Annotated in this window: 17 protein-coding genes; 8 read left to right on the forward strand and 9 right to left on the reverse strand. The window is 73.8% G+C overall.

Features of this window, described 5'->3' with window-relative positions:
- Positions 1 to 18 precede the first annotated feature (18 nt).
- Together MFF61_RS15725 and MFF61_RS15730 are read right to left on the reverse strand one after the other, a co-directional pair.
- The gene (locus MFF61_RS15725) at positions 19 to 1,827 is read right to left on the reverse strand and encodes a sensor histidine kinase (protein ID WP_238236009.1); all 1,809 of its coding nucleotides are present in this window, start codon (positions 1,825 to 1,827) and stop codon (positions 19 to 21) included.
- Positions 1,828 to 2,021: 194 nt separating this feature from the next.
- A complete protein-coding gene (locus MFF61_RS15730; protein ID WP_238236010.1) occupies positions 2,022 to 2,264 on the reverse strand; it encodes a heavy-metal-associated domain-containing protein in 243 nt (80 codons plus the stop codon).
- 465 nt (positions 2,265 to 2,729) lie between these two features.
- On the opposite strand from MFF61_RS15730, the gene MFF61_RS15735 reads away from it, so the two are divergent.
- A complete protein-coding gene (locus MFF61_RS15735) occupies positions 2,730 to 4,208 on the forward strand; it encodes an EAL domain-containing protein (protein WP_238236011.1) in 1,479 nt (492 codons plus the stop codon).
- Between the two features lie 8 nt (positions 4,209 to 4,216).
- Here MFF61_RS15735 and MFF61_RS15740 read toward each other — a convergent pair whose 3' ends face one another.
- Positions 4,217 to 4,627, reverse strand: a complete 411-nt coding sequence (locus MFF61_RS15740; RefSeq protein ID WP_238236012.1) for a hypothetical protein — start codon at positions 4,625 to 4,627, stop codon at positions 4,217 to 4,219.
- A 97-nt stretch (positions 4,628 to 4,724) separates the two neighbouring features.
- Positions 4,725 to 8,207, reverse strand: a complete 3,483-nt coding sequence (locus MFF61_RS15745; RefSeq protein WP_238236013.1) for an indolepyruvate ferredoxin oxidoreductase family protein — start codon at positions 8,205 to 8,207, stop codon at positions 4,725 to 4,727.
- A 236-nt stretch (positions 8,208 to 8,443) separates the two neighbouring features.
- On the opposite strand from MFF61_RS15745, the gene MFF61_RS15750 reads away from it, so the two are divergent.
- From MFF61_RS15750 to MFF61_RS15765, 4 genes are read left to right on the forward strand one after another with little or no spacing between them, the layout of a single operon-like run.
- Positions 8,444 to 9,475 carry a cysteine synthase A gene (locus MFF61_RS15750; RefSeq protein WP_238236014.1) on the forward strand — a complete coding sequence of 344 codons (1,032 nt, stop codon included), beginning with the start codon at positions 8,444 to 8,446 and terminating at the stop codon, positions 9,473 to 9,475.
- Positions 9,476 to 9,514: 39 nt separating this feature from the next.
- Positions 9,515 to 10,078 carry a sigma-70 family RNA polymerase sigma factor gene (locus MFF61_RS15755; RefSeq protein ID WP_238236015.1) on the forward strand — a complete coding sequence of 188 codons (564 nt, stop codon included), beginning with the start codon at positions 9,515 to 9,517 and terminating at the stop codon, positions 10,076 to 10,078.
- Between the two features lie 40 nt (positions 10,079 to 10,118).
- Complete coding sequence (locus MFF61_RS15760) at positions 10,119 to 10,880, forward strand: anti-sigma factor family protein (protein ID WP_238236016.1); 762 nt, start codon at positions 10,119 to 10,121, stop codon at positions 10,878 to 10,880.
- Positions 10,881 to 10,936: 56 nt separating this feature from the next.
- Positions 10,937 to 11,647 carry a Bax inhibitor-1/YccA family protein gene (locus MFF61_RS15765; RefSeq protein WP_238236017.1) on the forward strand — a complete coding sequence of 237 codons (711 nt, stop codon included), beginning with the start codon at positions 10,937 to 10,939 and terminating at the stop codon, positions 11,645 to 11,647.
- A gap of 123 nt (positions 11,648 to 11,770) precedes the next feature.
- Here the strand turns inward: MFF61_RS15765 and MFF61_RS15770 are convergent, their stop codons facing one another.
- Entirely contained in the window at positions 11,771 to 12,634 is an 864-nt protein-coding gene (locus MFF61_RS15770; protein ID WP_238236018.1) for a peptidylprolyl isomerase, read from the reverse strand.
- A gap of 152 nt (positions 12,635 to 12,786) precedes the next feature.
- Positions 12,787 to 13,110, reverse strand: a complete 324-nt coding sequence (locus MFF61_RS15775) for a hypothetical protein (protein ID WP_238236019.1) — start codon at positions 13,108 to 13,110, stop codon at positions 12,787 to 12,789.
- 249 nt (positions 13,111 to 13,359) lie between these two features.
- Here MFF61_RS15775 and MFF61_RS15780 point away from each other — a divergent pair, with 249 nt between their 5' ends.
- The gene (locus tag MFF61_RS15780) at positions 13,360 to 16,134 is read left to right on the forward strand and encodes a bifunctional acetate--CoA ligase family protein/GNAT family N-acetyltransferase (RefSeq protein WP_238236020.1); all 2,775 of its coding nucleotides are present in this window, start codon (positions 13,360 to 13,362) and stop codon (positions 16,132 to 16,134) included.
- A gap of 7 nt (positions 16,135 to 16,141) precedes the next feature.
- Here MFF61_RS15780 and MFF61_RS15785 read toward each other — a convergent pair whose 3' ends face one another.
- Together MFF61_RS15785 and MFF61_RS15790 are read right to left on the reverse strand one after the other, a co-directional pair.
- Positions 16,142 to 16,507, reverse strand: a complete 366-nt coding sequence (locus MFF61_RS15785) for an Hpt domain-containing protein (protein WP_238236021.1) — start codon at positions 16,505 to 16,507, stop codon at positions 16,142 to 16,144.
- An 85-nt stretch (positions 16,508 to 16,592) separates the two neighbouring features.
- Positions 16,593 to 17,606, reverse strand: a complete 1,014-nt coding sequence (locus tag MFF61_RS15790; protein WP_238236022.1) for a bifunctional riboflavin kinase/FAD synthetase — start codon at positions 17,604 to 17,606, stop codon at positions 16,593 to 16,595.
- Positions 17,607 to 18,203: 597 nt separating this feature from the next.
- On the opposite strand from MFF61_RS15790, the gene MFF61_RS15795 reads away from it, so the two are divergent.
- Complete coding sequence (locus MFF61_RS15795; protein WP_238236023.1) at positions 18,204 to 19,877, forward strand: hypothetical protein; 1,674 nt, start codon at positions 18,204 to 18,206, stop codon at positions 19,875 to 19,877.
- Positions 19,878 to 19,881: 4 nt separating this feature from the next.
- On the opposite strand, the gene MFF61_RS15800 is transcribed toward MFF61_RS15795, so the two are convergent.
- A complete protein-coding gene (locus MFF61_RS15800; protein WP_238236024.1) occupies positions 19,882 to 20,913 on the reverse strand; it encodes a TraB/GumN family protein in 1,032 nt (343 codons plus the stop codon).
- Between the two features lie 226 nt (positions 20,914 to 21,139).
- On the opposite strand from MFF61_RS15800, the gene MFF61_RS15805 reads away from it, so the two are divergent.
- Positions 21,140 to 23,689 (forward strand): tetratricopeptide repeat protein, encoded by a 2,550-nt coding sequence (locus MFF61_RS15805; protein WP_238236025.1) that lies wholly within the window; start codon positions 21,140 to 21,142, stop codon positions 23,687 to 23,689.
- The last annotated feature ends 70 nt before the right edge of the window (positions 23,690 to 23,759 follow it).

Consider the following 23,759-nt stretch of genomic DNA (forward strand, 5'->3'; position numbering starts at 1 on the left):
TCTCCTCGGGCGAGCGCATCAGCCGGCGCGCAGCAGCGGCAGGCCGGATTCGGGCAGCGGCGCGGTCCGGATCGGCACCGGCTCGCCCGGCCGGTGTCCCGGGCGGCCGTCGATCGGCAGGGCGAGCGCGACGCGGGTGCCGCGGGCCGGCGCGCTCTCCAGCGTCATCTCGCCGTTGTGCAGGCCCACGAGGCCGCGCACCACCGACAGGCCGAGCCCGGTGCCCTCGTGCATCCGCGCGTAGGTCGCCGCCGACCCCGCCTGGAAGAACGGATCGCCGAGCCGCGGCAGGTCCGCCTCGGCGATGCCGATCCCGGTATCGGCGACCGACAGTTCGATGCGGTCGAACGCCCGCCGCGCCGAGACGGTGATGCGCCCGCCGCGGGGCGTGAACTTCACGGCGTTGGACAGGAGGTTGATCAGCATCTGGCGGCAGGCGCGCGGGTCGGCGGTCAGGTCCGGCAGGTCGCGGGGCACCTCGCGCACGATCTCGATCCCGCCCTGGTCGGCCCTCAGCTGCATCAGGTCGCAGCAGCCGTGCACGAGGGTGCCGAGATCGAACGGCTCGGGGGCGAGGTCGAAGCTGCCGCTCTGGATCTTCGACAGGTCGAGCAGCGCGTTCACGACCTCGAGCAGGTGGCGGCCGGAGCCGTGGATGATCGCCGCGTATTCGTGCTGGCGCTCCGGCGGCAGGGTCAGCTTGGCCTCGGCCGACAGCATCTCCGAGAAGCCGATGATGGCGTTCAGCGGGGTGCGCAACTCGTGGCTGACGACGGCGAGGAAGCGGCTCTTGATCTCGTCGGCGCGCTCGGCCCGCGCCCGCGCATGGTCGAGTTCCTCGGCGTGGCGCTGATGCTCGGAGACGTCGCGCGTCACCGCCACGACCGCCGCCTGCCCGGCCGCTCCCGTGCCGGCCGGCACGCGGTGGGCGCGCATCTCGGCCCAGATCACCCGGGAGGGCCGGTCGGGCCCGCAGGCATCGACGTGGAGGCGGAACTGCACCGTGACCGGCAGGTCGCGGCTGCCGGCATCGCTGAGCGCCTTGAGGAAGGCCGGACGGTCCGAGACGTGGACGCGGGCGAGCAGGCCCCGCCCGTGAAGCGCCGAAGGGGCGGCGCCCGCGAGCCGGACGGAGCCGCCGCTCGCCTGCAGAACGCCGCCGCTGCGGTCGTGCCACGTCACGAGGTCGTCGACCACGTCGAGCAGGAGCGTGTTGCGGGCGGAGGCCGCCCGCAGGCGGTCGCTGAGCGAGCCCTCGCGGCGGCGGTACTCGATGGCGAGCGAGAGGACGTGGCAGATCGCCGTGATGGCGAAGATCGGCATGGCGAGCCCCGCCGGCCAGGCGAGCTGCGCCGGCTCGGGCGCAGGCCCGAGCAGCGCGACGGCCACGGCGCCGGCCGTCGCGAGGAAAGCCGCCAGGATCGCGGCCCGGTGCGTGCCGGCCATCAGGGCCTCGACCGGGATCATCACCAGCCAGATGATCGCCGCCGAGGTGGCACCGCCCGTGAGGTAGGCGAGGCAGACCACGAGTCCCGTGAGCGCCGCCGACGAGATCGCGTGGGCGAGCGTGAGCCCCCCGGTGCGGGACAGAAGGAAAGCCGCCACCACCGGCAGGATGAGGCAGACCGCCACCGCCGCCTCGAGGCCGGACGGCACGCCGCGCCAGACCAGGTAGGGCGGCAGCAGCGCCATGGTCACGGCGCCGGTGGCCAGCCGCGAGATCAGGAACCGCTCGTGACGCGCCCGCTCCTCCTCGGTGACCGAGTCGTGCACGAGACCCGCGAGGCGGGCGTCGATCAGGGCCGCAAAGGCATTGTTGATACGCACACCGCCACGCCTGCGCAGGGAATCCCGAGGACCCGTGCGCCCCTCGACTCCGGAGCCCCGACCCTCGCAGAGGCGGCTTAAACGATCGTTAGGGCGCTCCCGGCCGGCCTGGGCGGCGCTCCGTTGCGGATCCCTTAGGACGCCGCGGGTGTGCGGCCGCGCACGCGGCGGTGTCGGGCGGGTCCGCGGGGCGTTCAGCCCGTGACGGCGCGGGCCTCGTAGCCGGCACGGGCGAGGGCCTGCGCCACGTCGAGCGCCTGCGCGTCGGTGGTGACGGACACCCGGCCGTGTTCGAGGTCGACCGCGACCGCGGCGTTCGGATCGAGCCGCTGCACCGCCCGGGTCACCGCCTGAACGCAGCCCTGGCAGGTCATGCCCTCGACCTGCATCAGCAGCTCGATCCGCTCCCCGGCGGGAACCTGTCCCTGATGTGCCATCGTCCGCTCGCTCCTCGCCGGCCCGCATCGGCGTGGTCCCCGATGCCCCGGGCCGTGCGCGGCATGTCGGGCGCCGCCGCCCGGCCGGCAAGGGCGGCCGTGATCGGCGCCCGGCGTCGCTCCATGCATCCCTTCAAACATCCCTTCAAGGATCATGCGCCGAAGTGGTGGCCGGTTCGGCAGCCGCAAGGATGCGGACCAACAGACCGAGCGGAAAGGCCCCGGGGCGTTCCGCATAGTCCGCACCCAAATCCAGTATCGCGCGCGGTCGGCACGATGCCGCCGGCGGCAATACTCCGGTGCGGCGAGGATCTCGCATCCGGTGCGGGCGGCGCCCGGACGACTGGGTGAAAAGGCCGGGGGTGGACCGACGCGACAGCTTGCGTCGCCGCGGGCGCCTGAGCGACAACAGCCGAGGGAGCGTCGCCCGCCGGCGCAAGTTTTCGCTCCGGGAGTAGAACCGCCATGGCCCGCACGAACGGCCGGCGCGCCGATGGGCCTTCCGCGGGATGGGTGTCGCTCTGCCTCGCCGCGCTGCTCGGCGGCGGCCTGTGCCTGGTGGTGGCGTTCCTGGCGGCCCCGGCGCTCGGCGTGGTGGCGGGACTCGCCCTGGCCTGGGCGATCGGTGCGAGCCTCGCGGCGGGCGTCGCGCTGCGACGGGCGCGGCGGCTGGCGGCGCAAGGCGAGAAGCTCTCGGGGGAGATCGACCTGCTGTCGCGGCGCCTGCTGGCCGTCGAGCGCGGCGCGGCCCCGGCCTCGCCCGCAGGGGCTGCCCCGGCGAACGCCCCGCCCCGCCTCGCCGAGGAGGTGGCCGAGGTGACGGCGGAGATCGGCCTCCTCGGCGGCATCGTGCGGGAACTCGCGGTGGCGGTGGCGGCGCAGGATACCGAGCTGACCCGCCTGAAGGCGCAGGCCGCCTCCGCGCCGGTGGTCCCTCCCGTCCCGGCCGCCGTCGCGCCGGCCCCCGAACCCCCTCCCCCGCCGGCAGCACCGCCCCCCGCCCCGGCGATCCTGCCGCGGGCGAGCGTGGTCCCGCGCCCGTTCGTGCCCGAGCCGGCGGTGCCGGCCCCGTCCGCCGATATCCGGCGGCGCGAGCCCGAGGAAACCGCCCGGCGCCGCGAACAGGCGATCCTCGATGCGCTGGCGGAGGTCGGGCCGGAGGTGCATCTCCAGCCGATCGTGAGCCTGCCCCAGCGCCGGGTGGCCTTCTACGAGGCGCTGGCGCGGCTGAGCCTCGGCGAGACGCGCCTGACGCCGGCCGAGTTCATGCCGGCCCTGGAGCGGCACGGGCTGACGACGGAGCTCGACCGGCTGATGCTGGCCCGGGTGACCGCGATCAGCCGGCAGCTCGCCGCCCGCGGCAGCACCGCGGCGGTGGCCTACGCGCTCTCGCCCGCCTCGCTGTTCGAACCCGGGTTCCTGCGGGCGCTGAGCCGGCTGATCGAGCTGCACCCCGAACTCGCCGGCCGCCTGATCCTTTTTCTGCCGCAGCGCAGCTGGCGCTCCCTCGATGCCGAGCAGACGAGCGCCCTCGCGGCCCTGCGGGAGCGCATCACGCTCGCCCTCGACCGCAGCGTCGACCTGCGCTTCGATGCGCCCGCGCTCGCCGCCCAGGGCGTCGCCTACGCGAAGGTGCGGGCCGACCTGCTGCTCGGCCGGGGCGCGGCCGGCGCCGACATCGCCGTGGAGGATCTGGCCGCGTCCCTCGCGCGGGACGGCGTGCGGCTGGTGGCGGAGGGCGTCGACCGCGAGAGCGACGTGCCGGATCTGATCGACCTCGATCTGCCGCTCGCACAGGGGACCGCCTTCGCGCCGCCCCGGATCGTGCGCCCGGAGGTGCTCTCGGCCCCCGCCGAGGCGCCCGCGCCGCCGCCCGACCCGGCGCCCGACGACACGCCCCCGGTGCGCCGGCCGTTCCGGGACTTCCTGCGGCGGGCGGTCTGACGCGCCCGTCAGCGCCCGTAGGGATAGCAGCGCGCGCGGTCGAGGTCGCGGCCGAGATGGGCCGCGAGCGTGCGGATCGCCGCGGCCTGCTCGATGTAGGGGTCGCGGTTGCCGGGCCCCACGATGATCGGGCAGGCATCCTCCGGCCAGGGCACCATCGCGGTGGCCAAGCCCCCGCCCTCCGCGTCGCGCAGGGTGAAGAAGCGGGGCATCGTGCGGCGCAGATGCGCCTTGAGGCCGATCTCCTGCTCGAAGAAGGGGCCGGGCATCGGCACGTAGGCGGCGCTCGCGCGGGCCTTGGCCTGGCGGTAGTGCTTCTCGACCGCGTGGCCCATCAGCGCCGATTCCCGGATCGCCTCGGCCTCGGTCTCGATCAGGAACCAGGTCGTGCCGCCTGGGGCGTCGCAGACATACTCCATCACTCCTCCGCGGCTTCGACGGACGCGGCCGCGTGCGGCGGTCGCCCCTCAGTCTAGCGCCGGAGCGCCCGCGCCCCAAACGGCAGCACGTCGCGGCCTACTCGGCGGCGGTCGCGAGGGGCGCCTCCGGCGCGCGGAAGCGGGCGAGCAGCGCCGCCTCCTCCTCCTTGACCGTGGCCAGCGCCTTCGCCTTCACCGGCCCGAACCCCCTGATCCGCTGGGGCAGTTCGGCGAGGCCCACCGCCAGCGCGTGGTTGCGGGGCGAGAGGTCGCGCAGGATCTCGGCGACCAGGGCCTCGAAGGCGGCGACGAGCCGGCGCTCCTCGCGGCGCTCGTGGGTGTAGCCGAACGGATCGAGGGCCGTGCCGCGCAGCCGCTTCATCCGCGCCAGGACCCGGAAGGCCCGCATCATCCAGGGGCCGAAGCGCATCTTGCGCGGGCGCCCGGTGCGCGGGTCGGTGCGGGCGAGGAGCGGCGGCGCGAGATGGAACTCGTAGGTCAGGGTCTCGCCCTCGAAGGCGGACCGGACCTGCGCCTCGAAGTGCCCGTCGGTGTAGAGGCGGGCGACCTCGTACTCGTCCTTGTAGGCCATGAGCTTGAACAGCGAGCGCGCCACCGCCTCGGTGAGCGGCTGGGCCCCCGGATGCACCGCGGCCTCGCGCGCCCGCACCGCCTCCACGGTCTGGGCGTAGCGGGCCGCGTAGGCCGCGTCCTGGTACGCGGTCAGGAAGGCGACGCGCCGGGCGATCATGGCGTCGAGGGTCTCGGGCTCCTCCGGCGCCGCGACCGCGAGGACGGAGAGCGTCTCGGGGGCCGCCGCGGCCCGGCGGCCCCAGGCGAAGGCCGCGAGGTTCATCGGCACCGCCTCGCGGTTCATCTCGATCGCCCGCAGGATCGCCTCGCGCGAGAGCGGGATGCGCCCGCGCTGCCACGCGTAGCCCAGCATGAACATGTTGGCCGCGAGCGCATTGCCGAGGGCCGCGAGCGCGAGACCCGTCGCGTCCGTGAGGTCGGCGTGGCCGAGGCCCGCCGCCTCGCGGATCGCCCGCTTGATGCGTTCGGCCGGCAGCGAGAAGTCGGGCTTGCGGGTGAAGTCGCCCGGCATCACCTCGGCCGTGTTGACGACCACGTGGGTGCGCCCCTGGCGGACCGCCGCCAGCACCTTGCGGGTGCCCGTCACCACGAGGTCGCAGCCCAGGATCAGGTCGGCGGCTCCCGCGGTGACGCGGATCGCGTGGATGTCGTCCTGGTGGCAGGCCAGCCGCACGTGGCTGTAGACCGCCCCGCCCTTCTGGGCGAGGCCGGCCATGTCGATCATGCCGAGGCCCTTGCCCTCGAGATGGGCCGCCATGCCGAGGATCGCGCCCACGGTGACGACCCCGGTGCCGCCGACCCCCGTGACGACGATGTTGTAGGTGCCGTCGATCGCCGGCAGCGCCGGCTCGGGCAGGCCCGCATCGGGCGCCTCATCGAGCGCCACCGCCGTGCCGGTGCGGGGCTTGGCGCCGTGCACCGTCACGAAGGACGGGCAGAAGCCGTTGAGGCAGGAGAAGTCCTTGTTGCAGCTCGACTGGTCGATGCGGCGCTTGCGGCCGAACGGGGTCTCCAGCGGCTGCACCGCGACGCAGTTCGACTGCACCGAGCAGTCGCCGCAGCCCTCGCAGACGAGATCGTTGATGATCACCCGCTTGTCGGGATCGGGATAGGCGTCGCGCTTGCGCCGCCGCCGCTTCTCGGAGGCGCAGGTCTGGTCATAGATCATCACCGAGACGCCCGGCACGGCGGCGAGGTCCCGCTGCACCGCGTCGAGGTCGTCGCGGTGATGGAGGGTGAGGCCGTCCGGCCAGCGCAGACCCGCCGGGTACTTGTCGGGCTCGTCGGTGACGAGCGCGATGCGCTCGACGCCCTCCGCCCGCACCTGGGCGGCGATGCGGTCGACGGTGAGCCCGCCCTCGTGGGGCTGGCCGCCGGTCATCGCCACCGCGTCGTTGAACAGGATCTTGTAGGTGATGGTGGTGCCGGTATCGACCGCCCAGCGCAGGGCCAGCGAGCCCGAATGGTTGTAGGTGCCGTCGCCGAGGTTCTGGAAGACGTGGCCGCGCTTCGAGAAGGCGGATTCGCCGATCCAGTTCGCGCCCTCGCCGCCCATCTGGGTGAAGCCGTCGGTGCCGCGCTCCATCCACTGCACCATGTAGTGGCAGCCGATGCCCGCATAGGCGCGGGACCCCTCCGGCACCCGGGTCGAGGTGTTGTGCGGGCAGCCGGCGCAGAAATGCGGCGTGCGGGTCGCGATGTCGGCGGTCTGCGCCAGCCGCTCCTGCGCGGTGCGCAGCGCCGCGACGCGGCCCGCGAGGTCGTCGTTGCGGTGGTAGCGCAGAAGGCGCTCGCCCAGCGCCACCGCGATGTCGTTAGGGTCGAGCGCGCCCTTGACGGGAAACAGCCAGCGGCCCTCCTCGTCCCGCTTGCCGACGCAGATCGGCTGGTTGGGGGTGCCGTAGAGCTCCTCGCGGACCTGGACCTCGATGAGGGAGCGCTTCTCCTCCACCACCATGATGAGGTCGAGGCCCTCCGCGAAGGCCACGAGTTCGCGCCGCGACAGCGGCCAGGGGCAGGCGACCTTGTAGAGGCGCAGGCCCATGTCGCTGGCCTTGACCTCGTCGAGGCCGAGATCGTCGAGGGCCTGCCGGACGTCGAGGTAGGACTTGCCCACCGTGATGACGCCGATCTTCGGCCGGCGCCCGCCCGAGAGCACGATGCGGTTGAGGTTGTTGGCCCGCACGAAGGCCATCATCGCGTCGCGCTTGAAGTCCTGGAGGCGGGCCTCCTGCTCCAGGATGTTATCCGGCGTGCGGATGTTGAGGCCGCCCGGCGGCATCAGGAAGTCGTCGGGCCGGAGGATCTTCACCCGGTCGAGGCGCGCATCCACGCTCGCGGTCGACTCGATGTTCTCCTTCACGCACTTGAAGGCGACCCAGGCGCCGCAATAGCGGCTCATGGCGTAGCCGTAGAGGCCGTAATCGAGGATCTCCTGAACGCCCGCCGGGTTCAGGATCGGCATCATCACGTCGACGAAGTGGAACTCGGACTGATGGGCGACGGTGGAGGATTCCGCCGTGTGGTCGTCGCCCATCAGCGCCAGCACGCCGCCGTGCCGGGAGGTGCCGGCCATGTTGGCGTGGCGGAAGACGTCGCCCGAGCGGTCGACGCCCGGCCCCTTGCCGTACCAGAGCCCGAACACGCCGTCGTGGCGGCCCTCGCCGCGCATCTCGGCCTGCTGCGAACCCCAGACCGCGGTGGCGGCCAGCTCCTCGTTGAGCCCCGGCTGGAAGACGATGTTGGCGTGGTCGAGGACCTTGCGGGCGCGAAACAGGTTCTGGTCGAGGCCGGCGATCGGCGAGCCGCGGTAGCCGGAGACGAAGCCCGCGGTGTCGAGCCCGGCGGCCTTGTCGCGGGCCTGCTGCATCAGCAGCATCCGGATCACCGCCTGCGTGCCGGTGACGAAGACCTGTTCGCGCGAGAGGTCGTACTTGTCGTCGAGGCTGACAGACCTGAGGGTCGGGGCGACCGGGCGCTGGCCCATTGGGTTTCCTCCGTCACACACCCCCGGGGCCGCCGGCGGTCCGGTTCGGCCGATCCTGCACGGAGCCCCAATATGTCAGCAATGCTGACATTCTTTGGGATGATCGTCAATCGGAGGTCGGCCTCCCCTCGCCCGTTCGGGAGAGGGGTTCTCCCCCGCGCCCGTCCGGGCGGGCGGCGCCTTGCCCGCCCGGCGGAATACCGGCATCACGGACGACCTTCGCCGCGGAACCCGCCATGCCGCTTCAGCCCGACATCCTCGCCGCGATCGGCCACACGCCACTCATTCTCCTGAAGCGCGCCTCGGCCGAAACCGGGTGCCGCATCCTCGGCAAGGCGGAATTCATGAATCCGGGCCAGTCGGTGAAGGACCGGGCCGCCCTGTTCATGGTGGAGGCGGCCGAGCGCGCCGGGCTGATCCGGCCGGGCGGCACCATCGTGGAGGGCACGGCGGGCAATACCGGCATCGGGCTCGCGATGGTCGGCAACGCCAAGGGCTACCGCACCGTCATCGTCATCCCGGAGACGCAGTCGGTGGAGAAGAAGGACGCGCTGCGGCTCGCGGGCGCGACCCTGGTGGAGGTACCGGCCGTCCCCTTCGCCAACCCGAACAACTACGTGAAGGTGGCCGGCCGCCTCGCCGAGCGGCTGAGCGCGACCGAGCCGGCCGGCGCCTTCTTCGCCGACCAGTTCGACAACACCGCGAACCGGGCCGCCCACGTGGCGACCACCGGACCGGAGATCTGGGAGGCGACCGGCGGCGAGGTGGACGGCTTCATCTGCGCGGCCGGCACCGGGGGCACGCTCGCCGGCACCGCCGAGGCGCTGCGCGCCCGCAACCCGCGGGTGACGATCGGCCTCTCCGACCCGCAGGGCTCGGCGCTCCACCGCCACTACGCCACGGGCACCCTCAAGGCCGAGGGCAACTCGATCACCGAGGGCATCGGCCAGGGCCGCATCACCCGCAACCTCGACGGCTTCACCCCCGACGTCTCCTACGAGATCCCGGACGCGGAGGCGCTGCCCCTGGTCTTCGCTCTCCTCGCCGAGGAGGGTCTGTGCCTCGGCGGCTCCTCCGGCATCAACGTGGCGGGCGCCATCCGGCTCGCCCGGCAGCTCGGGCCCGGCCACACCATCGTGACCATCCTGTGCGACGGCGGCACCCGCTACGCCTCGAAGCTGTTCAACCCGGCCTTCCTGCGCGAGCGCGGGCTGCCGGTGCCGGCCTGGCTCGCGGCGCCGCGCCCGATCGATCCCGGATTCGTCTGAGCGCCGGATTAAGTTCGCGGCCTCGTCCGTTCACCGGATATGAGACCTCGCAAGCGACTCGACGTCGTCGACCTCGTGGTGCCCCTGCGGCGCTACGCCCGGGCGTTGACGCGCGACCCGACCCAGGCCGACGACCTCGTGCACGACGCCCTGGTGCGCGCCCTGGAGCACCAGGGTTCGCTGCGCGGGGGCACGAATCTGCGCACCTGGCTGATGACGGTGCTGCACAACGCCTTCATCGACGGCCAGCGCCGCCGGCAGGTGGAGGCCCGCTACGCCGACTCGCTCGGGCACCTCGCCGACGAGGCGGTGCCGCCGGCCCAGGACAGCCATGTGCGCCTCGCGCAGATCCGCGAGGCCTTCGGCCGCCTGCCGGAGGAGCAGCGGGCGGCCCTGCATCTCGTGACCATCGAGGGCCTCGCGTACCAGGAGGCCGCGGACGTGCTCGGCATCCCGATCGGCACGCTGATGTCGCGCCTCGGGCGCGCCCGCGCCGCCCTGCGCAGTTTCGAGAACCGCGCCCCGGCCCTGCCGGCCCCCGCCCCGTCTCCTCCGCGCCTGCGGGTGGTCCAGGGCGGGGGACGCGCGGAGGACAATCCATGACGGGAGCCCGCCCGCACCCCGTCCCGTGGAGCAGAGACCGATGACCGATCCGATCACCGAGAGCGACCTGAACGCCTATATCGACGGGCAACTCGACCTCGGGCGCCGGATCGAGGTCGAGGAGCACCTCGCCGCCAACCCGCAGGCCGCCGCCCGCGTGATGGCCGATCTGCGCACCCGCGACGCGCTCAGCGCCGCCTTCGCGCCCGTCCAGCCGAATCTCCGGCCCGGCCCGGTGCCGGAGCGGATCGCGCTCGCGGCCCGCCGGCTCGACCGCGCGCTGACGTGGCGCCGCATCGGCGCGCGCTTCCAGCGCGCCGCCGTGGTCGCGCTGCTGGTGGGGACCGGCTGGCTGATGCATGCGGATTCGGGGCTCGTGGCCTCGGCCCAGACGCCGCCCTTCCTGGAGGAGGCGCTGCAGGCGCGCCAGACCGCGCAGCTGCGTGCCCGGGTCGCCTCGCTGCGTCCGACCCCGGCCTACGACCGCGCCGGCATCGAGGCGGCGACCAGGATCCGCCTGCCCGACCTGCCGGGCGACTGGCGCGTGAACGACCTGCAGATCTTCCCCGGCCGCAGCGGCGCGGGGGTGGAGATCGCCATCGAGGCGGGGGCGCTCGGCCCGGTGGCGCTGTTCGCCACCCGCACACCCGACACGGAGGCGATCTCGCCCGAGGTCGTGCGCGCCGCCGATGCCGTGACGGTCTACTGGAAGACCGGCCACACCGCCTTCGCGCTCAGCGGCTCCCGCGACGAGCCGGCACTCGGGCGCGCCGCCGCGACCCTCGCGGCCCTGACACCCTGATCGCCTTTCCCCGCCGGCCGACGGGCGGCGGGACCAACCCGAGGACCACGACACCGATGAACACGCCTTTCGCCTGGCAGGCCCGCCCGGCCGCCTCCGCCGCGGCCTTCGACGAGGGCCTGCGGCAGCACATGCTGCGGGTCTACAACTACATGGGGCTGGGGCTCGCGCTCACCGGCCTCGTCGCCTTCGCGGTGGCCTCGACCCCGGCCATCGCCCAGCCCCTGTTCGGCACGCCTCTCAAGTACGTGGTGATGCTGGCGCCGCTCGCCTTCATCCTGTTCCTGTCGTTCCGCATCGAGCACATCTCGGCGGGCACCGCTCAGACCCTGTTCTGGTCCTTCTGCGCCGTGATGGGCCTGTCGCTCGCCTCGGTCTTCCTGGTCTTCACCGGCACCAGCATCGCCCGCACCTTCTTCATCACGGCGGCGATGTTCGGCGCGACCAGCCTCTACGGCTACACGACCAAGCGCGACCTGTCGCAAATGGGCTCGTTCCTGATGATGGGCTTGATCGGCCTGGTCATCGCGAGCCTCGTGAACATCTTCCTGGCCTCGAGCGCCCTGCAATTCGTCATCTCGCTCATCGGCGTCGTGATCTTCGTCGGCCTCACCGCCTACGACACGCAGTCGATCAAGGAGCAGTATTCCGAGCATTGGGGCCAGGAGGCGACCAGCAAGCTCGCGGTGTTCGGCGCGCTCTCGCTCTACCTGAACTTCATCAATCTGTTCCAGCTGCTGCTGAATCTCACCGGCGAGCGGGAATAGGCGAAACCCCGATCCCCTCTCTTCCCCCTCGGAGAGGGGCACCGCGCGCACCGTTCGGCCGGGGCGCATGGTCCGACGGCCCGGGATGTGCACATCCCGGGCCGTCGTCGTTGACGGGATGCGCTACGGCTTCTTGGGCTCCTCGGCCTTGGGCGCCGCGTCGGTCTTCTCGATCTTGGCCTGCTCGCGCAGCTTGGTGATGATGTCCTGCTGCGTCTTGCGGGTCAGGTAGGCGTCGATCTGCTCCTTCATCTCGTCGAAGCCGGGCACCGGCTTGGTGCGCTTCTCCTCGACCTTGATGACGTGCCAGCCGAACTGCGTCTTGACCGGATCCGAGACCTTGCCGGGATCGAGCTTGAAGGCCGCCTCCGCGAAGGGCGCGACCATCCGCTCCTTGGTGAACCAGCCGAGGTCGCCGCCCTCGGCCTTGGAGCCGGGATCCTTCGAGGTCTCGGCCGCCACCTTGGCGAAATCCTCGCCGCCCTTGATGCGCCCGGCGATCTTCTTGGCCTCCGCCTCGCTCTCCACGAGGATGTGACGGGCGTGCACCTCCTCCTCCGGCTTCATCGCCTTGACGGTCTCGTCGTAGAGCGCGCGGGCGGCCTCGGGCGTCACGGCCTTCTTGCCCTCGCGCTCCAGGTACTCGTCGAGCAGGAGCTTGTCGCGGAAATAGGCGAGCTTGCGGGTGAAGTCGGGGCTCTCGCCGATCTTGGCCTTCTCGGCCGCCTGGGCGCCGAGCTTCAGGTCGACCATGTAGTCGACGAGCAGGGACTTCTTCTGGTCGTCGCCCACGCCCGGCAGGGACAGGGCCGGGTCGTCGGCCGCGACGGCGAGGTCGCCCGCCGTCACCGGGGCGCCGTTCACGCGGGCCACCACCGTGTCGGGCGCCTGGGCCGGTGCTTGAGCGGGCGCCTGCTGCGCGGCGGCCGGCAGCGCGAGGACGAGCGCGAGGGCGCCGGTGCGCCAGAGGAGGGAGCAGGTCTTCATCGGACGATCCTTGGGCCTGTGCGCGATTGCCGTCTCGGGCAAGGTCGGCGGACAGGTGGCTCAGATCGGCCGGCAACACAAGCGGCGGGGGGCCGCAGCGTCGCCCGGGACGACGCTGCGGCACCGCACGGGCCGGGGTCGGACGGTCGGGTTCAGAAGGTCGGCTTGCCCGGCAGCACCACCTCCAGGCGGTCGCCGCGGCGGGCGAACCCGATCTCGGTGGCGGCCGTGCCGGCGGCACCCGGCACCGAGAGGCTGACGCGCTGGTCGGGCGCGAGGGTGGTCACGACACGGACGGGGGTCTCGTCGGCGGCGAGCGTGGCGACCACGCGAAAGCCGTCGCGCTCGACTGTGTAGTAGGCGGTGCCCTGGACGCGGCCGAGATCGAGGCTGTGGGCCTGCTGCGGACGCAGTTCGGCGGCGCCGGCGGCCGTCGTGGCGAGGAAGCCGAGCGTGAGGAGGCTGAGGATGCGCATGGGAGGTCCTGGTGCGGTTCTGTCCGGCGCGATCTGCGCTGCGGAAAGCCGGCGTGACCGGGAGACCTCAATTTATTTTTCCCTTCATGCGCTGCAACGCAAATTTTTGCATCGCACAAATGCCGGCGGTGCATGGCCAAGCCGGATCGGTGACGTAGAGCAGGACGCCACGCCGGCCGAACCGAGCGGCGGCGCGACCGTTGCGCCCCATGCCGCTGCGCGCGAGAGTTCCGATCGGATGCCGCCCCGATGAGCACCTATCGCTTCGACCGGATCCTGAAGCCCCGTTCCGTCGCGCTCGCAGGCGCGAGCGGGCGGTCGACCTCGTTCGGGGCCGCGATCCTGCGCAACCTGCGCGGGGCGGCGTTCCCCGGGCCGATCTGGCCCGTGAACCCGCAGCGCGACCGCATCGACGACCTGCCGTGCTACCCCGCTATCGACGCCCTGCCGGAGGCCGCCGACCTCGTGGTGGTGGTCTCCCCGCCCGACACGGTGGCCGGGATCGTGGCGGCGGCGGGCGCGCGCGGCTGCGGCGGCGCCGCGATCGTCACGGCGGGCCTCGGCAGCGGCCCGGATTCGCCGGCCGAGGCGGCCCGCCGGGCGGCGCGCGCCCACGGCCTGCGGCTCATCGGCCCCGAATGCATGGGCCTCGCGGTGCCTGGCGCACAGCTCAACGCCAGCCTGCTCGCCCGCATGCCGCCGAAGGGCGACCTCGCGCTGATCTCCCAGTCGCGCACCGTGGCGGCCGGCATCGTCGAATGGGCGGCGGGGCGGGGCTACGGCTTCTCGGGGGTGCTCTCGCTCGGCCTCGCCCTCGACGTCGACATCGCCGATTGCCTCGACCATTTCGCGGAGGACCGCGGCACCCGGGCGATCCTGCTCCACCTGGAATCGATCGCGGACGCGCCGAAGTTCATGTCGGCGGCCCGGGCCGCCGCCCGCGCCAAGCCCGTGGTGGTGCTGCGCTCAGGGAGGCACGAGGCGGCCGCCCCGGGCCCGTTCGCCACCCACAGCGGCATCCTGGCGCGGCCGGACGCGGTCTACGACGCCGCCTTCCGGCGCGCCGGGCTGCTGCGGGTCCAGGCCCTGCCCGAGATGTTCTCGGCCGTGGAGACGCTCGGGCGCCAGCGGCCCTTCCCGGGCAAGCGCCTCGCCGTGGTGACGAACGGGCGCGGGGTCGGGGCGCTGGCGGTGGACCGGCTCGCCGATCTCGGCGGTACGCTGGCCTCGCTCTCCGAGGAGACCTGCGCCCGCCTCACCGCCGCGCTGACCGCCGCCGGCTCGCCCACCGACAGTTCGCCGGCCGACAGTTCGCCGGCCGACCCTTGGCGCAACCCGCTCGACCTCGGGGCGGATGCGGACGGGGCGCGCTACGCCGCCGCCCTCGACCCGCTGCTGGCCGACCGCGGCAACGACGCGGTGCTGGTCGTCAACGTGCCCACTGCCCTGTCGGGCGGCGAGGACGTGGCCGAAGCGGTGGCCGGCGCGGTGCGGCGCGCCCGGCAGGCCAGCTTCCGCGCCAAGCCGGTCTTCGCGGTCTCGATCGGGGACGGGATGGCGGCCACCGAGGTGCTGCGCTCGGCCGGCATCCCGCGCTTCCCCACCGACGCCGAGGCGGTGGAGGGCTTCATGCACCTCGTGCGCTACCGCGAGGCGCAGGACGACCTGATGAAGACCCCGGCCTCGCTGCCGCAGGACTTCACCCCCGACGTCGCGGCGGCGCGCCGCATCGTCGGGGCGGCGGTGGCGGCCGGGCGCAGCTGGCTCGACCCGCGCGAGGTCGCGGGGCTGCTCGCCTGCTACGCCATCCCGACCCTGGAGGTGCTGTTTGCGCCGGATGCCAACGCGGCGGCCGGCGCGGCCTGGCCGTTCATCGCGGCCGGGCGCACGGTGGCGCTCAAGGTCGTCTCCCCCGACATCGTGCACAAGTCCGACATCGGCGGGGTTCACCTCGACCTCACCAGCGAGGCGGCGGTGCGCGAGGCCGCCGCCGCGATCCTGGCCCGGGCCGCCCGCGACCGGCCGGACGCCGCCGTGACGGGCTTCGTGGTGCAGCCGATGCTGCGCCGGCCCAAGGCCCGCGAGCTGATCGCCGGGCTCGCCGATGACCCGGTCTTCGGGCCGGTGGTGGTCTTCGGGCGCGGCGGCACCGCGGTCGAGGTGGTGGACGACCGCGCGCTCGCCCTGCCGCCCCTCGACCTGCGGCTGGCCGCCGAGCTGATCGGGCGCACCCGCGTCTCGCGCCGGCTCAAGGCCTACCGGGACGTCGCGGCGGCCGACGAGCAGGCGGTGGCCCTGGTGCTGGTCAAGATCGCCCAGCTCGCCGCCGACCTGCCGGAGGTGCGCGACCTCGACATCAACCCGCTGCTCGCCGACGAGACCGGCGTGATCGCCCTCGACGCCCGGGTCGCGGTGGCGCCCGTGACCGGACGGCGGCGCGATGCCGGGGCGGGACCGAGCCACGCCCGCTTCGCCGTGCGCCCCTACCCGGCCGAGTGGGAGCGCCGCATCCGCCTCGACGCGCAGCCGATCCTCATCCGCCCGGTGCGGCCGGAGGACGAGGGCCTGTTCGAGGAGTTCTTCCGGCACGTGAGCGAGACCGACCTCCGGCTGCGCTTCTTCGCGCCGGTGCGCGACTTCAGCCACGCCTTCCTGGCCCGGCTGACGCAGCTCGACTACGCCCGCGCCATCGCGTTCGTGGCCCTCGACGAGGGCAGCGGCGCGATGATGGGCGCCGTGCGCCTGCACGCCGATGCCAACCACGCCTCCGGCGAGTACGCGATCCTGGTGCGCTCCGACCTCAAGGGCCTGGGGCTCGGCTGGGCGCTGATGGGGCTGATGATCGAGTGGGCGCGGGCCGAGGGCCTGCGCCACGTCGAGGGTCAGGTGCTGCGCGAGAACACGACGATGCTCGCCATGTGCCGCAAGCTCGGCTTCGATCTGCGCAGCGATCCCCAGGACCCGGAGGTGATGCTGGTGCGGCTCGCCGTCGGGGAGGTCGCGGCCGGGCCGCCCGCCCCGTGATCCGGCCTCACGCCGGCGGTCCGGCGAGGTCCGTCAGGGCCGCGAGGGTGAGGTCGCGCGTGCGCCGCGCCTGCTCCAGCAGCGCGGCGTGGCCCGCGCCCTCCTGCGCGGCCACCTCCAGCCGGCGGCAGATCTCGGCGAGGCGGGGGCAGCCCATCATGCCGGCGGTCGAGATCAGCCCGTGGGCCTCCCGCCCCACCGCCTCGGGCGCCGCGTCGTGGAAGGCGGCCCGCATCAGCGCGATCAGGCGCAGGACGAGCCGCTCGACGGTCTGCGCGCCGATCATGTCGCGCAGCTCCCGATGCGCGTCCGGGTCCAAGACCGGCAGCGCCTCCAACTCCGGCGGACCGGGTCCGGCCGCGTCGTCCATCATCGCAGGATCCTTGCGTCACCCCCGGTGATAGCCCGTGCGGGCCGACCCCGCCATAGGCGCGGATCCGGCCCGAAGGGCCGCGCCCTCACGCGATCATCGAGGGAACGGCATCCGCCGCGAGGATCCGGCGGGCCTCCGCCGCGTCCTCGTGCATCCGCGCCGTGAGCGCCTCGGCGCTGGCGAAGCGCGCCTCGCCGCGGATGTAGCCCACGAACTCGACCGCGATGGTCCGGCCGTAGAGGTCGCCCGAGAAGTCGAACAGGGTCGTCTCGAGGAGCGGCGCGCCGTTGTCGAAGGTGGGGCGGCGGCCGTAGCTCGCCACCCCGTCGCGCAGGCTGCCGTCGGGCAGGCGCACGCGCACCGCGTAGATGCCGTGGGCGAGCCCGCATCCCGGCAGCGCGACGTTGGCGGTGGGGAAGCCCAGCGTGCGCCCGCGCTTGTCGCCGTGGCGCACCTCCCCCTGCACGAACCAGCGGAAGCCGAGCAGGCGGTTGGCCCGCGCCACGTCCCCGGCCTCCAGGCTCGCGCGGATCGCGCTCGACGAGACTGGGCTCTCGCCCGTCTCGGCGGTCACCGCCTCGACCACTCGGCAGGCGAGGCCGTTCTCGGCGCAGAGCGCGGCGAGCACGGCGGGCGTGCCCTCCCGGCCGCGGCCGAAGTGGAAATCGTGCCCGATCACCACGCCCGAGAGCCCGAGTTCGCCCTTGAGGAGCCCGGTCACGAAGGCCGCCGCCCCGGTCCCGGCGAGGGCGGCGTCGAAGCGGCGCACGAACACGCCGTCCACCCCCAGCCGGGCGAGCACCGCGAGCTTCACCGCCTCGTCGGTGAGGCGGAACATCGGGGTCGCGGGGGAGAAGAAGCTGCGCGGGTGCGGCTCGAAGGTGAGGACGGTGCTCGGAGCGCCGACGGCCGCCGCCTCGCGGCGCACCGCCGCGATCAGCGCCCGGTGGCCCTGGTGCAGGCCGTCGAAATTGCCCAGGGCCGCCACGGCCCCGCGCAGACCCGGCGGGATCGGCGCGCCGTCGCGGTTCACGATCAGGCGCGGAGGGGCGGACGGCGCCGCCGAACCCTTCGCGGCGGTCTCGTCGCTCGACGGCATGAGGCTCCGAATCGGTTCATCGCAAGGGGGGCTCCCCGCGGCGGGGAGAGGCCTCCGGCCGAGGCGGGCGCGACCCTGTCGAAAAGCACCCGGGGGGTCAAGCACGGCCGACCGGGTGCGCTCCGCCCGGCCCACCGGCGCGCGGAGCATCCCCACAGTATGGCCGAGTAGCGCGACAATCGTGGCGCATCATGCCGGGCCCAGGACTTCGCAGCCGCGTCGTCGTCAGGCCGGCGGCAGGCCTCTCGCGGCCTCTTGCGGCCTCTTGCGGCGGGCGCGAACACTCCGGCGCCTCGGGCGATATCAGGCGGCGACAATCCTCGCCCGCGCGCCCCCTGTCCTCTCGGATACGGCGTCCAGTTCCTCGCCACGAGAACTTGCCCGCGCGCGTATTGTGTTCGGAGTGTGACATGTGAATCACGCCGAGTTCGCGCAGAGTCGTGTAAGTCTCAAGGTCGGCTGATTCGGGAGCTGGTGATGGCGGCGGGGCGTGGGCGGACTGGATTTGTTAAGTCTTTGTTAACGAGTGGAAGCCTGATTCTGCTCGGGGGTGCGTCGCCGGCCGTCGCGCAATCGATCTTCTGCCCGAGCGCCGCCGTGACGGCGCAGATCGGCAACAGCCTCCTGGACGGGACCACCGCGCCCTATACGCTCCAGAACGGAAACTGCACCAACGGCGTCACCGGCTCGGGCGCCTTCTCGGGCGCCGCGCTCGCCAGCCAGTCCCTCAGCGACCTGTCGCAATCCGCCACCACCGAGACCAACCGCACCACATCGAGCGCCATCGCCAACCGGCGCGCCGAGGAGACGCAGCGCTCCGCCGACGCGGACCGGCAGCGTCAGCGTCAGCGGGACACGGACGCCCGCAACGAGCAGGCCCGCGAGCGCCGCCGCAGCGACCAAGCCGGCGAGCGCCGCCGCACCGAGCGGCGGCAGGATGCGCGCTCGCAGCGCGCAACGGAGCGGCGGCGCGAGAGCGACCGCCGCGACGAGGCGGCTCGCACGCGGCGGGCCGAGGCACGGACGCAGGCCGCGCGGACCCGCCAGGAGGAGGCGCGCCGGGATGCCGAGCGGGCGCGCCGGGCCGACGCCGCCGAGGAGCGTCGCGAGGCCGCCGCCGCGTCCCGCCGGGCGCAGGCACGCCAGGCCGCGGAGCGCCGGGCCGCGGCCGAGGAGCGCCGGGACGAGGCCGCCGCTCGCCGCATGCGCGCCCGGCCCGACTCCGAGTCCCGCGCCTACGAGCCGCCTCCGCCCTCCGGCCCCGGGCCGCGCCCGATCGTGCGCAAGGGCTACGACGTCGAGCCGGTGCCCGTGTACGTCCCGCCGCCGCAGGGGCCGCGCTTCGGCGCCTTCGCGACCGGCTACGGCGATTTCGAGCAGCGCTCGGGCCGCTCGGCCGGGGCGGTCCAGTACGATGCCGGCGGCGGGGTTCAGACCTTGCCGTTCACCGTCCTGCAGCGCAGCACGACGCGCACCGGCGGCTTCCTCGGCGGCATCGACCTGACGGTGCGCGACATCGCCGAGCCGGGTGACGGCGCGATCTTCGGCCTCATCACGGGCTACACCGACACCTCGATCGCCATCTCGACCCGGACGCTGCCGCAGAATCCCGGGTTTCCGCCGAACGGCGCGGCCTCGACGCGGGTCTCCCTCACCGGTCCGTCGGTCGGCGCCTTCGCCACCTACTTCAACGGCGGCTTCTCGTTCGACCAGACCCTCAAGGCGGACTTCTTCGGCCTCGACCAGACCTTCCGGGAAGCCGCGGGCTTCACGGGCCTCGTCACGAACGTCGCCAATCTCGCGGGCTCGGGCCGCACGGGCGTGACGCAGCTCTCGGCCTTCGGCAACGCGAACTACCGGTTCTTCGCGAGCGACACGGTCTGGTTCGAGCCGACGGTCGGCTACCAGGTCACGCATTCGTTCTACGAGGCGAGCGCGGCCCAGCTCGGCCTGCGGGACGGCAACCTCGTCCGGGTGCAGGGCGGCGCCCGCTTCGGCTTCGAGACCTTCCTGGGCGCCACCCGCCTCACCACGATCCTGACCGGCCTCGCCTACGAGAACGTCCTCATCGACGGCGGCTTCATCCAGGCGGGAGCCTTCGGCAGCAACGTGCTCGCCCTCAACGACGAGGGCAAGCTGCGCGGCCAGGGCATCCTCACCTTCGCCCTCGACCACGGCAACGGCCTGTCGAGCTTCGTGCAGGGCGACGTGCGGGGCGGCGACCGCTACTTCGCGGCGGGCGGGCGCGCGGGCTTCCGCTACCAGTGGTGAGCGCTCACTCCACCCGCACCACCGCGTAGCCGTCCTGCGCCAGGAGGCTCACCAGCCCGGCCTCGCCGGGCAGGTGGGCGGTGCCCACGGCGATGAAGGCGCCGCCCTGGTCGAGCAGCGGCCGCGCCCGCTCCCGCAGGCGGCGGTTGCGCCGGTCGATCAGCCGGTCGAGGAAGGCGGCGGGCAGCCGCGCGCCCGGCTCGCCGGGCAGGGGCTCGCTCGCGCGCATCCAGGCGAGCAGCCCGCCCGCGTCGCGGGCGACGTAGCGGGCGATGGTGGTCTCGACCGCATCCTCGGCCAGGGGCGCTTGGCGCAGCACCGCGCGCAGCAGGTCGCGCTCGGCCGGTGCGGGGAGGTCGGCGAAGCTGCCGATCTGCTCCTCCAGCGTCTCCAGGCCCACCACCGCGATGCCGCGCGCCCGGGCGCGGCGGGCGAGCACCCGCTCGGCATGGGCCGCACGATGGGCCGCACGCCCCTCCCCCGCGGTCCGTCCACCCGACGTCTTGGCGCAGGGCGGCAGGTCGAGGACCAGGGCCAGCACGGCGGGCCTGAGCGATGCGGCCGAGGGCGGCAGGCCGCGCGCCTCGATCAAGGCGCGCAGACCCGCGGCCTCCTCCGCATCGAGCAGGTCCGCGGCGGACCGGCCGGGCTCCGCCGCCAGGGCGGGCGCCTCCGCGAGGGCGCGTCGCGCCTTGAGGCTGCGCGGGGCCTCGTCGATCTCGACCGCGAGGCGGCGCGCGGCGTCGAGCGCCGCGAGGGCGGCGGCCGGGAACCCCACCACCCGCGGGTCGCTGAGGTGCAGGGTGCCGAACAGGTGGGAGGGCGCCACCCCGTCCCGGCTGACGCGAAACAGGATGCCCTGCGCGTGCGGCACCCGCCGCCCGGCCTCGATCTCCGCCCAGGCGGCGGGCGCGGTCGCCTGGAGCGCCGGGAACAGGTCGCGGCCCGCGCACGCCGCCCCGGCGGGGCCGGCGCCCGCCGCCGCGCCCAGCAGGCAGGCGAGCGCCCGCGCCGCACCATGCCGTCCGCCCCTCATGGCCCTGCTCCCGGTCCGCCCAGGCTTATGCCACGTCCCGCGCCCGCATGCCTCCCCGCGCCCGCTCCGGCCGTCCGTGATCCGGATCACGGACGGACCGCCCGGACGATGCGACGCGCGCGCAGCCGGTGCGCGGCCGCACCTCCGCGGCGGGCGGGGGGTGCGATGGACGATCCGTCCGCGCCGCCACCTGTGCTATGCTGGCGCGGTGCCTGGGGGATGGGCGATGCGTCTCGGCCGCGGGTTGATCGGAGGTCTCCTCGCCATCGTCTTCGCAGCCGCGGCGATCGGGCCCGCCGCCGCGGGCGATGCGGAGACCTGTGCCCGCTCGGCCGCCGACCCGGATGCCGGCATCCCGGCCTGCACCCGGCTCCTCGACCAGGAGCGCAACCCCGCCGCCGTGCCGGGGCTCTACAACAACCGGGCGGTCGCCAAGGTGATGCGCGGGGACCATCGCGGCGCCATCGACGACCTCACCCGCGCCCTCGACCGCCAGCCCGCCTTCACCGACGCGCTCAAGAACCGCGGCATCGCCTGGCACATGCTCGGCGAGTACGATCGCGCCATCGCGGATCTCACCCAGGCGCTGCGCCTCGACCGGCGCTCTCCCGCCATCCTCAACGCCCGCGGCGCGGCGCTGATGGGCAAGGAGGAGTACGACCGGGCGGTGACCGATTTCGACGCGGCGATCGCGCTCGACGGCAAGTTCTTCCGCGCCTTCGCCAACCGCGGCCTCGCCTACCTGCACAAGCGCGATCTCGACCGGGCGCTCGATGACTTCAATGCGCTGATCCGGCTGCGGCCGAACGATCCGCTGGGCTACGAGAACCGGGCCGCGCTGCTGCTGGACCGGGCCGAGTTCGACGGCGCGATCGCGGATTACAACACCGCGATCCGCCTCAACCCCAACGCCTGGCGGGCCTACAGCCGGCGCGGGGAGGCGTGGCGCCTGAAGGGCGAGAAGCAGCGCGCGCTCGCCGACCACGCCAAGGCCATCGCCCTCGAAGCGGCGCCGGAGGCCTACAACAACCGCGCGCTCGTCTGGAAGGACATGGGCCAGCTCGACAAAGCCCTGGCCGATTGCGACGAGGCGCTCCTCAACAATCCGCGCCACGGGCTGGTGCTCGCCAACCGCGGCGAGATCCTGCGCCTCAAGGGCGATCTCGCCCGCTCCCTGGACGACCTGAACCGCGCGGTGGCGGCCAATCCCCGCTCGCCCGTCGCCCTGACCTTCCGGGGCGACACCTACCGGGCGGGACGCCAGACCGAGCGGGCGATCGCCGATTACGACGAGGCGCTGCGGATCCTGCCGGACTTCGTCGCCGCCTATACGGGGCGCGGGCTCGCCCGCGAGCAGAAGGGCGAGACCGCGCTCGCCCGGGCGGATTTCGAGAAGGCGATGGGCCTCTCGCCCGACCGCGACGCCGGCCTGGCGCGGCCCGCCCAGGCGCTCGCCCACGAGCGCATCGCCGCACTGGCGACCGCCCAGACCGAGCAGGCGCGCAGCGTCGTGCGGGCCGCCGAGTCGCGGGTCGCCGAGGAATCGGCCAAGCGCGCCTCGGCCACGCAGGCCGCCGAGGACGCGCGCGAGGCGCGCCTGCGCGCCGAGGCCGATGCCCGCGAGAAGGGCCGGGCGGAGAGCCAGGCCCGGGCCGAGTTCGAGGCCCGGGTGAAGGCCGAGGCGCGGGCCGAGTCGCTGGCCGGCCTGCGCATGGCCGACGAGGCGCGCCGCACGGCGCTCGCCGAGGCCGCCCAGGCCCGCGCCGCCGCCGAGGAGGCGATGCGCACCGCCACCGCCGCCCGCGCGGCGGCGGATGCCGAGGCGAAGCTGCGGGGCGAGCAGGAGACGCGGGCGCGCGCCGACCTGATGGCGCAGATCGCCGCCTCGAACGCCGCGCTCGCCACCAGCCGCGCCGAGGCCGAGCGCGCCAAGGCCGCCGAGGAGCAGGCCCGCAGGAGCGCCGCCGAGGCCGAGGCGCGCGCCAAGGCCGCCGAGGCGGAGGCCGGCAAGGCCCTGCGGGAGCTGAAGGCGAAGCTCGCCGAGGCGCCCAAGGCCCCGCCCGCCGTCGCGACCGGCCGCCGGGTGGCGCTCGTCATCGGCAATTCGGCCTACCGGGACTTCGCGCTCCTCAACAACCCGCGCCGGGATGCCGACGCGGTGGCCAACGCCTTCCGCAGCCTCGGCTTCCAGACGGTGATCGCGGAAGCCAACCTGTCGCGCCAGAACTTCATCACCGCGCTGCGCCGGTTCGAGGATCAGGTCGAGAGCGCCGACTGGGCGGTGGTCTACTACGCCGGCCACGGGCTGGAGGTCGGGGGGATGAACTACCTGATCCCCACCGACGCGCAGCTCAACGCCGACCGCGACATCCAGGACGAGGCGATCACGGTCGAGCGCGTCCTCGTGGCCACCGAGAAGGCGCGCAAGCTGCGCCTCATCGTGCTCGATGCCTGCCGCGACAATCCCTTCGTGCCGCGCATGCGCCGCACCCTGGCCTCGACGCGCTCGGTGGGCCGGGGGCTGGCCAAGATCGAGCCGGAGGGCGGCACGCTCGTCGCCTTCGCGGCCCGCGACGGCCAGGTGGCGCAGGACGGCACCGGCGCCAACAGCCCCTTCGCGGCCGCCTTCGTGAAGCTGATCATGGAGCCCGGCCTCGAGATCAACATGCTGTTCCGCCGGGTGCGCGACGAGGTCTACGCCGCGACCAACCGCAGGCAGGAGCCGTTCACCTACGGCTCGCTGCCGGGCGAGGCGTTCTACTTCCGGCCGAAATAGGCGGGCACGATCCGGGCACGCAGCCCCCGCCTGCGTGTGGCTAAGCAGACTTGCGTTGGCAAGCCAACGC

The organism is Methylobacterium isbiliense, from assembly GCF_022179325.1.
In the GTDB taxonomy this organism is placed as follows: domain Bacteria; phylum Pseudomonadota; class Alphaproteobacteria; order Rhizobiales; family Beijerinckiaceae; genus Methylobacterium; species Methylobacterium isbiliense.